Consider the following 14,066-nt stretch of genomic DNA (forward strand, 5'->3'; position numbering starts at 1 on the left):
AAAAGGCTAAGATAAGTTTTTAAAGTTTTTTTATTGATGGTAACTTTAAGATATTTGCTTAAAATAAGAACAATGTCAAAAATAGTTTTCATTACAGGAGCTTCTTCAGGAATAGGAAAATCAATAGCTTTATATTTATACGATAGAGGGTTTACAATTTACGGAACAAGCAGGAACCCTAAAAAAGTGAATGTTCCATTTCAAATGGTGTCGTTAGATGTAACCAATGAAGAATCTATAAAAGAGGCTATAGCAAAAGTGATTGATGTAGAAGGAAAGATAGATGTGTTGATAAATAATGCAGGAAAAGGGATTACAGGTCCTATTGAAGATACACCAACAGAAGAAATGAAGGAAAACTTTAATACAAACTTCTTTGGAGTAATTGATGTTGTTAAAGCGGTATTACCTCATATGCGAAAGCAGCAATCAGGAACTATTATTAATACAACTTCAATCGCCGGATATATGGGATTACCATTTAGAGGGATTTATTCTGCAAGTAAAGGAGCTTTAGAGTTAGTAACAGAAGCATTGAGTATGGAGGTGAAAAGCTTTGGAATTAATGTTGTAAACGTAGCTCCAGGAGATTTTGCTACGAATATTGCTGCAGGAAGATATCACACACCTGTTTTTGAAAACTCTGCCTACAAAGAAAAGTATGCTGAAAACTTAGCTTTGATGGATACTCATGTAGATTCAGGAGCAGACCCAATACTAATGGCAGAAGCTATTTATAAAATCATTGAAAATAAAAATCCTAAAATTCATTATAAAATAGGTGGATTTATGGAGAAGTTTTCAATTGTGTTAAAAAGAATACTGCCCGATAAAGTTTATGAAAAGCTTCTAATGAATCATTATAAATTGTAAATTCGCAGAAGAATAGTAATTGAAGAAAATTACGGCATATAAAATTGTTTTATAGAGGGTTTAACCCTTTTGAAATACTAAGAATTAGAACACAACTACATAATAAATATACAGATGAAATTTTTTATAGACACAGCTAACTTAGATCAAATTAGAGAGGCACAAGCTTTAGGTATTTTAGATGGAGTAACTACCAATCCGTCATTAATGGCTAAAGAAGGAATAACAGGAGAAGAAAATATTATCAATCACTACAAAGCAATCTGCGAAATTGTTGAAGGTGATGTTTCTGCTGAGGTAATCTCTACTGATTTTGATGGAATGATAAAAGAAGGAGAAGCGTTAGCTGCTTTGAATCCTCAAATTGTAGTAAAGTTACCTATGATTAAAGATGGGATTAAAGCATGTAAATATTTTTCTGACAAAGGAATTAAAACCAATGTTACATTAGTGTTTTCAGCAGGTCAAGCATTGTTAGCAGCAAAAGCTGGAGCAACGTATGTGTCTCCGTTTATTGGTCGTTTAGATGATGTTTCTACAGATGGTTTAAACCTAATTGCTGAAATCCGTCAGATTTATGATAACTATATGTTTGAAACGCAAATATTAGCAGCATCTGTACGTCACACAATGCATGTTATTGATTGTGCTAAGATTGGATCTGATGTTATGACTGGGCCATTAAGTGCTATTGAAGGGTTGTTAAAACACCCATTAACTGATATTGGTTTAGCTAAATTCTTAGCAGATTATAAAAAAGGAAACTAACCAACTTAGTTGGAAATAATACAATGTCATTTCGACAGAAGTGAGAAATCTATTTGTTCAAAAAGGTTTTTCGTTTTTTTCGAAATGACATTTTTTAACTTTAAAAGAAATGTTCCCAAAAAAAGAACTCGCACAATTAGTAATTTCAGCATGTCATCAATTTAATATTGATACCGTTGTTATTTCTCCAGGCTCTCGTAACGCACCGCTTACTATTGGATTTTCAAATCATCCAACAATTGAAGCATTAAGTGTGGTAGATGAACGTTGTGCAGCCTTTTTTGCAATGGGAATAGCACAACAAAAGCAAAAACCTGTAGCTATCGTATGTTCTTCTGGTTCTGCTTTGTTAAATTATTACCCTGCTATAGCAGAAGCTTTTTATAGCCAAATTCCGCTAGTTATAATTTCAGCAGATAGACCTAAACACTTAATTGATATTGGTGACGGACAAACCATTCGTCAAGAAAATGTATTTGAAAATCATATTTTGTCTTCAGCTAATTTGATTGAGGAAGAAAGTAAGTTGAAAAATAATACCGATTTACTGGTTGAAACATTACAAACTTCTATAAACCAAAAAGGACCAGTTCATATCAATGTTCCGTTTGACGAACCTTTATATGAAACTGTAGAAGAACTAAAAGTTTTTGATTTTTCAAGTGTCATTTCGAGAGAAGTCGAGAAATCTCATAAGGACTACGAAATACTTTCTTCTATTTGGAATTCTTCAACTAAAAAAATGATTTTAGTAGGAAGTAATTTTCCAGATGTTGAACTTCAAAAAATATTAGATGTATATGCAGACGATACTTCTGTTTTAGTATTGACAGAAACAACATCAAATGTATATCATCCGAAGTTTATCAATAGTATTGATAAGCTAATATCTAAGTTAACGGAAGAAGAGTATAAAAAACTACAACCTGAAGTATTAATTACTTTAGGAGGAATGGTGATTTCTAAAAGAATAAAACAGTTTTTAAGAAAGTTACAACCAAAACATCACTGGCATGTTGATGAGTTAAAAGCAATGGATACTTATCATTGTTTGTCGGAGTTTGTACAAACGAATCCTGTAACCTTTTTAAGAGTGCTTTCTGGTAAAAAGAAAGATGTTCTAAGTAATTACCAAATAAGGTGGTTACAAGAAAAAGAACTTAAAGCTGTAAAACATGAAGAGTACTTAAAAAACTGTGAGTATTCAGATTTAAAATCTTTTGAAGTTATTTTAAATAGTATTCCTAATAACTCACAAGTACAAATAAGTAACAGTTCAATCATTCGATATTCACAATTGTTTGATGTGAATTCGACCTTGAAAGTATTTTGTAATAGAGGAACTAGTGGGATTGATGGAAGTACAAGTACAGCTATTGGAGCTGCATTTGGTTCAGAAAATCAAACAGTATTTATAACAGGGGATTTAAGTTTCTTTTACGATAGTAATGCGTTGTGGAACACAAATATTCCCAAGAATTTTAGAATTATTATTTTAAACAATGCTGGAGGCGGTATTTTTAGATATATCCCAGGTCCACTATCAACGAACGCTGCTGAATATTTTGAAACACCACACGGTTTAACAGCAGAATATTTATCAAAAATGTATGGTTTTGAATATGTTCAGGTAAAAGACTTAAAAAGCTTACAAAATAGTTTGACTTCGTTTTATGAAGAATCGAATCAACCAAAAATAATGGAGATTTTTACTCCAAAAGAAATAAATGACGTAGTTTTAAAAAACTATTTTAAAAACGTATAAGATGGAATTAAAAGAAGGTGATAAGGTAGATTTAGTAATTGGTGTTCAAACCGCTTTAGGTTATTCGGTTTTAATTAATGAAGCGTATGAAGGCTTGTTGTATAATAATGAAGTTTTTAGTGATGTTGAAGAAGGAATGCGAAAAGTAGGTTACATTAAGAAGATTCGTGAAGACGAAAAAATTGATGTATCACTACGCCCACAAGGATTTGAAAATGTAATTGATTCTGATGTAGAAAAAATACTTAAAAAGTTAGAAGAAAAAGGCTTTTTGCTGTTAACAGATAAAAGCTCTCCTGAATCAATTAAATTTCATTTACAAATGAGTAAAAAAGCATTCAAGAGAGCTGTTGGTAGCTTGTATAAGAGTAAAAAAATAGAATTACAAGAAGACAGAATAGTGTTAAAATAGCCTATTCTTGCTCTTCTTCCTCAATAATTTCCTCATCATTAGTATTATTTTCTTCCTCTGTCTTTTTACTCCCCATTAAATCGTTTACACGTTTAATGTTTTCATAAAAAGCATCGGCGTTAGGGTTAGAAGGATCCATTTTCCCATAAGCAGCTTTATAATAAAAATCAGCTTTTTCGTAGTCTTTCCCCAACTCGTAATATTTACCAATGTAGAAATCACCCATGTGAGAATCAGGGTACTTTATCATTACAAAATCACCTAAAACTCTTAAATAATCACCGTCTTGTCTATCAATAACGATGTCTTCAATAACAAAAATATCATCCAAACGAACATTTAAGTTAGAACCATACAAATATTGAATATCTAAATATTTTTTCTCAACATATTTAATAGCATCTAAAGGAGCTAAATCTTTCACATTAGCCTCAAATTCCTCTTTAGTAATCTTAGAATATAAACTAAACATTTGTGTAAAAGCTCTAGGAATAGTTTCTCCAATCATTGCTAAATAGCTAGGAGAAGATTCAAACTCATCAAAAGTAACATTAAAGTTTTTGGCTTCATATGATGTTAACAAAGTTCTAATTTCACTAAAACGACTGTATTGCTTAGGGTCAATATATTTTTTGTTATTACTTATGTATACAAAGTAGGTATTATCAATAGAACCCAGCCTGCTAAGAGAATATGATTCTAAAATTGCCGGAGCAAATTGAGGTAAATCAGGTGTAATACATATGTATGAGTTAAAAACAGGCTTTTCATCCTTTAAATAATGAGTAATAAAATTAGCACCCTTTCCTTCACCAACAATTGTCATGAAAGGAGAAGTTCTGTAGTTTCCTTCCATAAAAGGAATTAATTCGTGCTTAATAAAATTAAAAAAATGTACTCCAGAACTTGTTAATGCATTGTTAGAGGGTATAATAGAAATATCTTTTCCATAAGTGTTTTTCATGTCAATCCCTACCACAATTTGTCTCGGAGCTTTATCAACATTAGCATAAAGCTTAGCATTTCCTACGTATAAATCAAATAGGTACTCATCACCTAAAACGATAGCTAAAGGGTAGTTAGTAGTTTCGTCTATATCATATCCTTTAGGAAGGTAGATTTTAATGTTCCTATCTTTTCCTAGCTCTTTCGAATTGACTTTTTGAGTAACAATTTTTTGAGAAAAAAGACTAGTGCTAATTAATAAGGTAAATAATAAATATACTTGTTTCATATTAGGGGTAAATTATATCGTTCAAATATAGAAAAGAAAATAAAGTTATTATGTTATTTTTGTACAACTAAATAACGACAATATTTTAAAATTATGATACAGCCAGACTGGAAAGTTGCCAAGGAGTACGAAGATATTACTTATAAAAAGTCACACAACGTTGCGAGAATAGCATTTAACAGACCAAATGTACGTAATGCATTTCGACCAAAAACTACTTCTGAGTTATTAAATGCATTCCAAGATGCGCATGAAGACACCAATATTGGAGTTGTGTTATTGTCGGCAGAAGGACCATCAACTAAAGATGGAGTTTGGAGTTTTTGTTCTGGAGGAGATCAAAATGCACGTGGACATCAAGGATACGTTGGAGAAGACGGGTATCACCGTTTGAATATTTTAGAAGTACAACGTTTAATACGTTTTATGCCAAAGGCAGTGATTTGTGTAGTTCCAGGTTGGGCAGTAGGTGGAGGACACAGTTTACATGTAACTTGTGATTTAACGTTAGCGAGTAAAGAACATGCTATTTTTAAACAAACAGATGCCGATGTAACTTCGTTTGATGCAGGTTACGGTTCAGCATATTTAGCTAAAATGGTAGGACAAAAGAAAGCACGTGAAATCTTTTTTTTAGGAAGGAATTATTCAGCGCAAGAAGCGTATGAAATGGGAATGGTAAATGCCGTAATTCCTCATGACGAGTTAGAGCAAACAGCTTTTGATTGGGCACAAGAAATTTTAGCAAAATCACCAACCTCAATTAAAATGCTAAAGTTTGCAATGAACTTAACGGACGACGGAATGGTAGGTCAACAAGTATTTGCAGGAGAAGTTACACGCTTAGCCTATATGACAGATGAAGCTAAAGAAGGACGTGATGCGTTTTTAGAAAAACGTAAACCTAACTTCCCTAAAACTTGGATACCGTAACTGATTGATAATTTTAAAAATTATGAATTACGAGTTGAAGATTTTTTAATTCGTAATTCTAAAATCATAATTCGTAATTGAAGAAATGAAAATAATTTGCATAGGGCGTAATTACGCAAAACATATAGAAGAATTAGCAAATGAAAGACCAGAAAACCCAGTGGTTTTCTTAAAACCAGATTCAGCTATTCTTCCTAAAAAAATGCCATTTTTTATTCCACCGTTTTCAAATGATATTCATTATGAAGTAGAGGTACTGGTAAAAATAAACAAAGTAGGAAAACATATCTCTCCAAAATTTGCACATAAGTATTATGGCACTGTTGGATTGGGAATTGATTTTACAGCACGTGATGTACAGGCACAGTGTAAAGAGAAAGGATTACCATGGGAAAAAGCAAAAGCTTTTGATGGTAGTGCTGTTGTGGGAGAGTTTTTTCCTAAAGAAGAGTTTAACTTAGAAAACTTATCATTTCAATTACAGAAGAATGATGAGGTGGTGCAAGATGGAAATACATCTAGTATGTTGTGGAAAATTGATGAGTTGATTAGTTATGTGTCACAATATTTTACCTTAAAAAAAGGAGATATTATTTTTACAGGAACGCCAGCAGGAGTTGGTAAAGTAGCAGGAAATGACATTTTAACAGGAACTATTGAAGGAAAGCAAGCTTTTCAAATAAAAGTAAAATAAAATATATCCCGCTTCGGCGGGATTCTTTTTTAGATATATACATGAATGCAGAAATTATTACGATAGGAGATGAAATTCTTATCGGACAAATTGTAGACACCAATTCACAATGGATTGGTCAAGAACTCAATAAAATAGGAGTTTCAGTTTACCAAATATCGTCAATACAAGATGAAGAACAACATATTTTAAATGCGTTAAAAGAAGCAGAAAGTAGAGCTGACATTGTTATTATTACTGGAGGATTAGGACCTACCAAAGATGATATCACCAAAAAAACGATTGCAACATACTTTAAAGATGAAAAGATAGTTGAATATCCCGAAGTTATTGATAACATTAAATATCTATTCAAAAAAGTGAATCATCCATTTAACGAAATTCAACGATATCAAGCGCAGCTTCCTTCCAAAGCAACTTTATTAATGAACCGTTTAGGAACAGCACCGGGAATGTGGTTTTATGAAAATAATACGGTTTTTGTATCACTTCCAGGAGTTCCCTATGAAATGAAAGGATTGATGAAGTATGACGTACTTCCAAAGCTTCAATCTACTTTTAAATTACCGTTCATATTACATAGAACCATTATGACGGTTGGTACAGGGGAAACAATTATTGCTGAAAGAATTTCCGACTGGGAAGATAATTTACCTAATTTTATAAAGTTAGCATATTTGCCGTCTTATGGAAGTGTACGTTTGCGATTATCAGCTAAAGGAAATGATGAAAAACTGCTAGTGCAAGAAATGGAAAAGCAAGTTACTGAACTATACACTTTAATTCCAGAAATTATCGTTGGAGACGATAATGAAACATCATTAGAAAAAGAAGTAGGTAAGCTGTTAAAACAGTATGGAAAAACTGTTGCCACTGCAGAAAGTTTAACAGGAGGTAAAATAGCATCAACTATCGTTACTGTTCCAGGAGCATCATCATATTTTAAGGGCGGTTTTGTTACGTATACAGCAGCTCTAAAGCAACAGTTATTGGGTGTTTCTAAAGAAACAATTGATGAGTTTACAGTAGTAAGTAAAGAAGTAGCTTCAGCAATGGCAAAAGGGTGTTTAGAGAAACTACAAACTGATTATGCTATAGCTGTAACTGGAAACGCAGGGCCAACAACTGATCACAACGATAAGAATGTAGGTCTAGTGTATATCGCTATTGCTACTAAGGATGGAGTAGAGGTTTATGAATTTAATTTTGGACAACCAAGGGAAAAGGTTATTAATAGAACTGTAACTAAATCTTTAGAACTTTTACAGGCTACTATATTAAAATAATTAGTATTTTTGCCGCCGTTACGCTTCCGAATAGGTTAGATGCTGAACCTAGTTTTGAAAAGATTAAAATAATTAGAAATTTAATCGAGAATGTTTTTGTGCAATAAATTAAATTGCATAAATTTGCACCTCGTTTAGAAATAACACTAAAAACTGTCAAGAAGATGTCTAGAGTTTGTGAATTAACAGGAAAAAAAGCGATGGTAGGTAATAATGTATCTCACGCTTTAAATAGAACTAAAAGAAGGTTTAACGCTAATTTAATGAATAAGCGTTTCTATATTCCAGAAGAAGATAAATGGGTAACTTTAAAAGTATCTGCTTCTGCATTAAAAAATATTAATAAAAAAGGAATCTCTGCGGTTATTAAAGAAGCTAGAGAAAAAGGTTTCTTAACTAAATAATTCCTTACTAGATAAAATTTTAGAGAGATGGCAAAAAAAGGAAACAGAGTTCAAGTAATTTTAGAGTGCACTGAGCACAAAGCTTCTGGTAAACCAGGAACTTCTCGTTATATTACAACAAAGAACAAAAAGAATACTCCTGATAGAATGGAATTAAAGAAATTTAATCCAATCTTAAAGAAAATGACAGTTCATAAAGAAATTAAATAATAAGCTACGGCGTAAACTTTAATATAAAATGGCAAAGAAATCAGTAGCATCGTTACAAACAGGTTCGAAAAGATTAACCAAGGCTATCAAAATGGTAAAGTCTCCTAAATCTGGAGCTTACACTTTTGTTGAAGCTATTATGGATCCAGCACAAGTAAACGACTTTATAGCAAAAAAGTAATTCTTGTATACAGTTTAAAGAAAAGCTACTTTCATCAGAGAGTAGCTTTTTTTATGTATTAAAAATCTGTATTTTTGAACGTTACCCTTCGGGTCGGGCTTTTCGCTATATCTTTTTCTTCAAAAAAAGGATGCCGAGATAATCCCTAACGCGAATTGTAATTGTACAATGACAATTTGACCGTATCAAAAATTTGGTATAGTTTTTAACCTATATAAGCGATTATAAAATTTAAGAATGAGTTTTTTTAAAAAAATCTTCTCGAAAGAGAAAAAAGAAACCTTAGACAAGGGATTAGAAAAAACCAAATCAAGTTTTTTCTCTAAATTATCAAAAGCAGTTGCAGGTAAAGCAAAGGTTGACGATGATGTGCTAGATAATTTAGAAGAAGTATTGGTGTCGTCTGATGTAGGAGTTGAAACTACCCTAAAAATTATTGATAGAATTGAAGATCGTGTATCTCGTGATAAGTATTTAGGAACTGAAGAATTAAACCAAATCTTACGTGAAGAAATTGCAGGTTTATTATCAGAAACGAATACAGGAGATGAAACTGATTTTACGATTCCTGCTAATAAAAAACCATATGTGTTAATGGTAGTAGGAGTGAATGGAGTAGGAAAAACAACTACGATTGGGAAGTTAGCCTCACAATTCAAAAAGAAAGGTTTAAAAGTGGTGCTAGGAGCAGCTGATACTTTTAGAGCAGCAGCGATAGACCAACTACAAGTTTGGGCTGACAGAACAGATGTACCTATCATACGGCAAGATATGGGATCAGACCCTGCTTCCGTAGCTTTTGATACTGTAAAATCAGGGGTTAATCAAGATGCTGATGTAATTATCATAGATACAGCAGGACGTTTACATAACAAGGTTAATTTAATGAATGAGTTGACAAAAATTAAACGTGTAATGCAAAAAGTAATTCCAGATGCTCCACACGATGTATTATTAGTGTTAGATGGCTCTACTGGTCAAAATGCATTTGAACAAGCAAAACAATTTACCAAAGCAACAGAAGTAACATCGTTAGCAGTAACTAAATTAGATGGTACTGCAAAAGGGGGAGTAGTAATTGGTATTTCAGATCAATTCCAAATTCCTGTAAAATATATTGGAGTAGGAGAAGGTATCGACGACTTGCAAGTATTTAACAAACACGAATTTGTAGACTCGTTTTTTAAATAATATCTTTTTACTGTGAAAGAATATATAACAAAGTAAAAACTCCCAATTTGGGAGTTTTTTTATTTTAAATTGTTTTAATAACCTTGTTAAATACTAATCTTGATTTTGGTTTTCTATCTGGTTGATTAAAATCTTCGTTATCTCTATAGCCTATAGCTACAGCAACAAGGGTTGCATAACCTTCGTTATTCAAAATTTTGTCATAATTTTCGGGTTCAATACCTTCCATTGGAGTAGCATCAATTCCCATTTCTGCACACGCACTTAAAAAAACACCTAAAGCTAAATAAACTTGTCTGTCAAACCAAGCTTTAATCTCTTCTTCAGGTTTTGGCTTTATAAATTCTTTATAATAACCGACAGCTCCTTCAGGTAGTTCTTCTTCAATTTGTTTTTCAAATAATTCAATATCATTAATTCGGTTGAACACTACAACAGTATCACTCTCAAGAACTTTACTTGTGTTTAACCAAGATACTTCTGAAAGGCGTTGTTTAGTATCAGCATCAGAAACAAAAGTAAATTTCCAAGGCTGACTGTTTATTGATGAAGGGCTTAATTGTAATACCTGTTGTAATTCTTTAATTTTTTTAGATTCAATTTTTTTTGAAGCATTGTATTTTTTGGTAGTATAACGTTGCTGCATTGATGATATAAAGCTCATATTCTATTTTTTAATTAAACTATAAATATTATAGTATCAAAAGTAATTATAGTATTTTATCTTTGCAATAACGGTCAAAAAGGATAGTATAAATTATGGACAGACAAACATCTAAAACATTTACATTTAAAGGGAAAGAATTTCCTTGTTGCACTAGTCTTACTATGGGAGTAATTGGAGGGAAATGGAAAACAGTAATTCTTTTTCATTTAATAAAAGGAACACTTCGTTACAGTGAGTTAAGAAAAGAGATTCCAATGGTTACAGAACGAACTTTAAGCTTACAGTTGAAAGCCTTGGAAGAAGATGGTGTAATTAAAAGAAAAGTGTATACATCAAAACCACCTTTAAAAGTAGAATACTCTTTAACAGATTTAGGACAAAGTTTAATTCCAATAATTCAGTCTATCGCAGACTGGGGAGATTTTGCTGTAAAAAATCATTCCAAATAATAGTGTTTAAACATCATCAGTTATTAGAATTTAGACTGAAGGGTAGTTTTGTTATCCTAAAAGAAGCTTTTCAATTTTTATAATTACATTTGATTATCAGATACTTGGTAAATGAGAAAAGCAGTTTTTTTATTAATAACAATTCTATTAATCAGCGCATGTAAGCAAACACCAGCAAAGGTGCATTTTAAGAAATACGATGAATCTTCTGAAATAGAAAAGCAACAGGAACACGAGAAAAAGAGAATGCAGTTTCAAGTACTTCAGTCTAAATTTTTAGACTTGAATAAAGAGTTTACACCTTTTGAAAAGGAATTATCAAATTTTTCTGAAGAGCAGTATAATGAATTAAAACCATTGGTGTTAGAAAAAGATATTCCGTCTATTCAAAAGAGCATTGCAGAAAAGAAACTTAGCTACGAAAAATTAACTCTGTTTTATTTGTATAGAATTCGAAAGTTTGAAAGTGATAGTACAAAGTATTTAAACGCAATAATATCCCTAAATCCAAAGGTATTAGAAGCAGCAAGAGCAAAAGATAAAGAATCAAAAAAAGTTAGAGAATTCTCTTTGAATGGAATCCCTATTTTAATAAAAGATAATATTGATGCAAAAGGAATGATAACTACTGCAGGAGCTGTAGCCTTGCAAAACAATTCAATTGATAAAGATGCTTTTATTGTTAAAAAGCTAAAAGAAGCTGGTGCTTTGATTTTAGGGAAAGTGAATTTAAGTGAATGGGCATATTTCTTTTGTGAAGACTGTCCACTAGGTTACAGCGCTACAGGAGGACAAACCTTAAATCCTTATAAAAGAAAAATTTTTGAAACTGGGGGTTCTAGTTCAGGAAGTGGAGTATCAGTTGCGGCAAATTATGCAGTGGTAGCTGTAGGGACAGAAACAGCAGGATCAATAACTTCTCCATCAAGTCAAAACTCAGTAGTTGGATTAAAACCAACAATTGGCGTTTTAAGTCGCTCAGGAATTGTTCCAATTTCAAGCACACTAGATACGCCTGGTCCGATGACGAAAAGTATTGTGGATAACGCTATTTTATTTGAAGCAATGTTAGGGAAAGATAATGAAGATAGTTCCTCTTTAAAAACTGAAGGTTTTAATTCTAAAGAATTGCTTAAAGAAAACTACACAATGAAAGGAAAAAGAATAGGAGTGTTAAAACCTATTTTAACAGATTCTATTTACAAAGAAAATATAAAAAAACTACAAGAAACTGGTGCAGAAATTATTGAGTTAACACCACCTGAAATATCGTTTGATGGATTTTTAATACTGTTAAATATAGATATGAAACACGATTTATCTAAGTATCTATCTATTTATGGAAATAAAAAACTAACAATAAAAGATATAGAAGATGTAGTAGTATTCAATAAAAAGGATTCAATTAAAAGAGCACCGTATGGACAACAATTATTTGAAGGAATAGTAAAGGATACTACTAACTTAACTCAATTAGAAGTAATAAAAGATAGCTTAAGTTTTAACGGGAAAAAGTTTTTAAAAGACTTAATAGAACAAAATTTAGATGCTATTGTATCAATAAACAATTATCATTCAGGTATTGCTGCTGTAGCAAAATATCCAACTTTAACAGTTCCTATGGGGTATAAAGAGTCAGGAGAACCAATTAGTTTGACTTTTATAGGAAAACCCTTTACCGAAAAAGACCTATTACAATTAGGGTATGCATTTGAACAACTAACGAAAGCAAGAAAAATACCTGTTAATTATAAATAATAAAAATAGATTATCAAGAAAAATAAATAGCACAAAAACTCCCTAAATGGGAGTTTTTGTGCTATTTATTTTTCTGAAGAATTTTAATTCTCCAATTTTAATTCTCCAATTTGTATTTTCCAATATGACCAGATACATCCCCACCGAGATAAAGATAACCATCATGTTCTTCAACAGAACTTGCTTCTGATACAACTTTACCAGTGGTGTCATAATACGTTTTTAATATTTCTCCATCAGCACTCAAATGCATAATCATTCCATAGCGAGCTACTTTGGGTTGTAAAAAAAGCGGAAGACCATAAACTAATTTTTTTACAAGAGGTTTAGAGTGTATTCCATCTAAAGAAGGATCTCTTTTAGTAGAATAACCAAGCCAAAAACTACCATCGGCTCTCCTAGAGACTCCATTAGGGAAACCAGGGAGATTGTCTAAAAAAATATCTGTTGTTCCTTTATTACTGCCTTTTAACCAGTATCTAAGAATTCTATATTTAGCTAAATCTACCATTAAAACAAAGTCTTCATTTTGAGAAACCGCAACACCGTTTCCAAAATAGGTGCCTTCTATAAGTGTTTTTACTTGTTTGGTTTTCGGGTTGTAGCTATAAAGACCTCCATCTGGTTTCGCTTCCATTAATAGTTTCCAAATATGTGTTCTGCTAAAAGGGATTTTAGAAGAAGTATTGGTAAAATAAATAGTTCCATCAGAAGCAATGTCAACATCATTGGGAATCAAAAATTTGTTTCCGTGTTCATCTTCACTAGCTAAGGTTGTGATTTTTCCGTTTTTATCAACACTGATTAAACCTCTTTCTAAATCGCAAGCAATTAGATTTTGATTGCTATCAAAATGTAATCCTGCTACCCAAGATTCTGTATTACAAAACACAGAGACTTTTCCAGAAGTATCAATTTTTAAAACTCTACCATCTGAAAAATCTGTTTCTGAAATGTGCACCCCACAATATAAATTTCCTTGATTATCCACAGCAATATCTTCTGGACCGTACCAGCCATCTAAATTGATGTGCTGGGTTGAACTTAGCAGGTTATTTTCAAGAAGTACGCCTTCCAGTTTTGGTGGTGTAGGAGGAGACCAAGCTTCTGGATTTATTGAACATGATTTAAACGAAACACTAGCTATAAAAATGAGCAAGATTAAGAGTATAGTATATTTTACTATCGATACTGTTTTCATTGTATTTATTTTATGATTTATAAAGACAAAGAAAATAATG

General features: G+C 31.9%; 16 protein-coding genes. 13 read left to right on the forward strand and 3 right to left on the reverse strand.

What is annotated here, in order from left to right; all coding sequences use genetic code 11:
* Window positions 1-72: 72 nt before the first annotated feature.
* The 4 genes from Q4517_RS03025 (at window position 73) to Q4517_RS03040 (ending at window position 3,818) form a co-directional block, all read left to right on the forward strand.
* Entirely contained in the window at window positions 73-873 is an 801-nt protein-coding gene (locus Q4517_RS03025; protein ID WP_303506086.1) for an SDR family oxidoreductase, read from the forward strand.
* Window positions 874-987: 114 nt separating this feature from the next.
* Window positions 988-1,641, forward strand: a complete 654-nt coding sequence (gene fsa, locus Q4517_RS03030) for a fructose-6-phosphate aldolase (RefSeq protein WP_303506088.1) — start codon at window positions 988-990, stop codon at window positions 1,639-1,641.
* 109 nt (window positions 1,642-1,750) lie between these two features.
* Window positions 1,751-3,406, forward strand: coding sequence for a 2-succinyl-5-enolpyruvyl-6-hydroxy-3-cyclohexene-1-carboxylic-acid synthase (menD, locus tag Q4517_RS03035; protein ID WP_303506090.1), 1,656 nt, complete (start codon window positions 1,751-1,753; stop codon window positions 3,404-3,406).
* 1 nt (window position 3,407) lies between these two features.
* The gene (locus Q4517_RS03040; protein WP_303506092.1) at window positions 3,408-3,818 is read left to right on the forward strand and encodes a DNA-binding protein; all 411 of its coding nucleotides are present in this window, start codon (window positions 3,408-3,410) and stop codon (window positions 3,816-3,818) included.
* Window position 3,819: 1 nt separating this feature from the next.
* Here the strand turns inward: Q4517_RS03040 and Q4517_RS03045 are convergent, their stop codons facing one another.
* A complete protein-coding gene (locus Q4517_RS03045; protein ID WP_303506094.1) occupies window positions 3,820-5,052 on the reverse strand; it encodes an alpha/beta hydrolase in 1,233 nt (410 codons plus the stop codon).
* Window positions 5,053-5,145: 93 nt separating this feature from the next.
* On the opposite strand from Q4517_RS03045, the gene Q4517_RS03050 reads away from it, so the two are divergent.
* The 7 genes from Q4517_RS03050 (at window position 5,146) to ftsY (ending at window position 9,951) form a co-directional block, all read left to right on the forward strand.
* A complete protein-coding gene (locus tag Q4517_RS03050; protein ID WP_303506096.1) occupies window positions 5,146-5,985 on the forward strand; it encodes a 1,4-dihydroxy-2-naphthoyl-CoA synthase in 840 nt (279 codons plus the stop codon).
* Between the two features lie 85 nt (window positions 5,986-6,070).
* On the forward strand, window positions 6,071-6,679 hold the full coding sequence (locus Q4517_RS03055; RefSeq protein WP_303506098.1) for a fumarylacetoacetate hydrolase family protein: 609 nt from the start codon (window positions 6,071-6,073) through the stop codon (window positions 6,677-6,679).
* 41 nt (window positions 6,680-6,720) lie between these two features.
* Window positions 6,721-7,965, forward strand: a complete 1,245-nt coding sequence (locus Q4517_RS03060; RefSeq protein ID WP_303506100.1) for a competence/damage-inducible protein A — start codon at window positions 6,721-6,723, stop codon at window positions 7,963-7,965.
* Between the two features lie 164 nt (window positions 7,966-8,129).
* Window positions 8,130-8,369: a 50S ribosomal protein L28 gene (gene rpmB, locus Q4517_RS03065; protein WP_115902236.1), complete on the forward strand. Its 240-nt coding sequence runs from the start codon at window positions 8,130-8,132 to the stop codon at window positions 8,367-8,369.
* A 27-nt stretch (window positions 8,370-8,396) separates the two neighbouring features.
* On the forward strand, window positions 8,397-8,579 hold the full coding sequence (rpmG, locus tag Q4517_RS03070; RefSeq protein WP_093113661.1) for a 50S ribosomal protein L33: 183 nt from the start codon (window positions 8,397-8,399) through the stop codon (window positions 8,577-8,579).
* 28 nt (window positions 8,580-8,607) lie between these two features.
* The gene (locus Q4517_RS03075) at window positions 8,608-8,760 is read left to right on the forward strand and encodes a DUF4295 domain-containing protein (protein WP_115902213.1); all 153 of its coding nucleotides are present in this window, start codon (window positions 8,608-8,610) and stop codon (window positions 8,758-8,760) included.
* Between the two features lie 237 nt (window positions 8,761-8,997).
* Entirely contained in the window at window positions 8,998-9,951 is a 954-nt protein-coding gene (gene ftsY, locus Q4517_RS03080; RefSeq protein ID WP_303506112.1) for a signal recognition particle-docking protein FtsY, read from the forward strand.
* A 64-nt stretch (window positions 9,952-10,015) separates the two neighbouring features.
* On the opposite strand, the gene Q4517_RS03085 is transcribed toward ftsY, so the two are convergent.
* The gene (locus Q4517_RS03085; protein WP_303506114.1) at window positions 10,016-10,615 is read right to left on the reverse strand and encodes a nitroreductase family protein; all 600 of its coding nucleotides are present in this window, start codon (window positions 10,613-10,615) and stop codon (window positions 10,016-10,018) included.
* A gap of 95 nt (window positions 10,616-10,710) precedes the next feature.
* Here Q4517_RS03085 and Q4517_RS03090 point away from each other — a divergent pair, with 95 nt between their 5' ends.
* Entirely contained in the window at window positions 10,711-11,067 is a 357-nt protein-coding gene (locus Q4517_RS03090) for a helix-turn-helix domain-containing protein (protein WP_115902211.1), read from the forward strand.
* 111 nt (window positions 11,068-11,178) lie between these two features.
* Window positions 11,179-12,825 (forward strand): amidase family protein, encoded by a 1,647-nt coding sequence (locus tag Q4517_RS03095; RefSeq protein WP_303506117.1) that lies wholly within the window; start codon window positions 11,179-11,181, stop codon window positions 12,823-12,825.
* Between the two features lie 97 nt (window positions 12,826-12,922).
* Here the strand turns inward: Q4517_RS03095 and Q4517_RS03100 are convergent, their stop codons facing one another.
* Window positions 12,923-14,026 (reverse strand): SMP-30/gluconolactonase/LRE family protein, encoded by a 1,104-nt coding sequence (locus tag Q4517_RS03100; protein ID WP_303506119.1) that lies wholly within the window; start codon window positions 14,024-14,026, stop codon window positions 12,923-12,925.
* Window positions 14,027-14,066: the final 40 nt, after the last annotated feature.

Origin of the sequence: Tenacibaculum sp. 1_MG-2023, from assembly GCF_030547425.1 — a bacterium.
Lineage (GTDB): Bacteria > Bacteroidota > Bacteroidia > Flavobacteriales > Flavobacteriaceae > Polaribacter.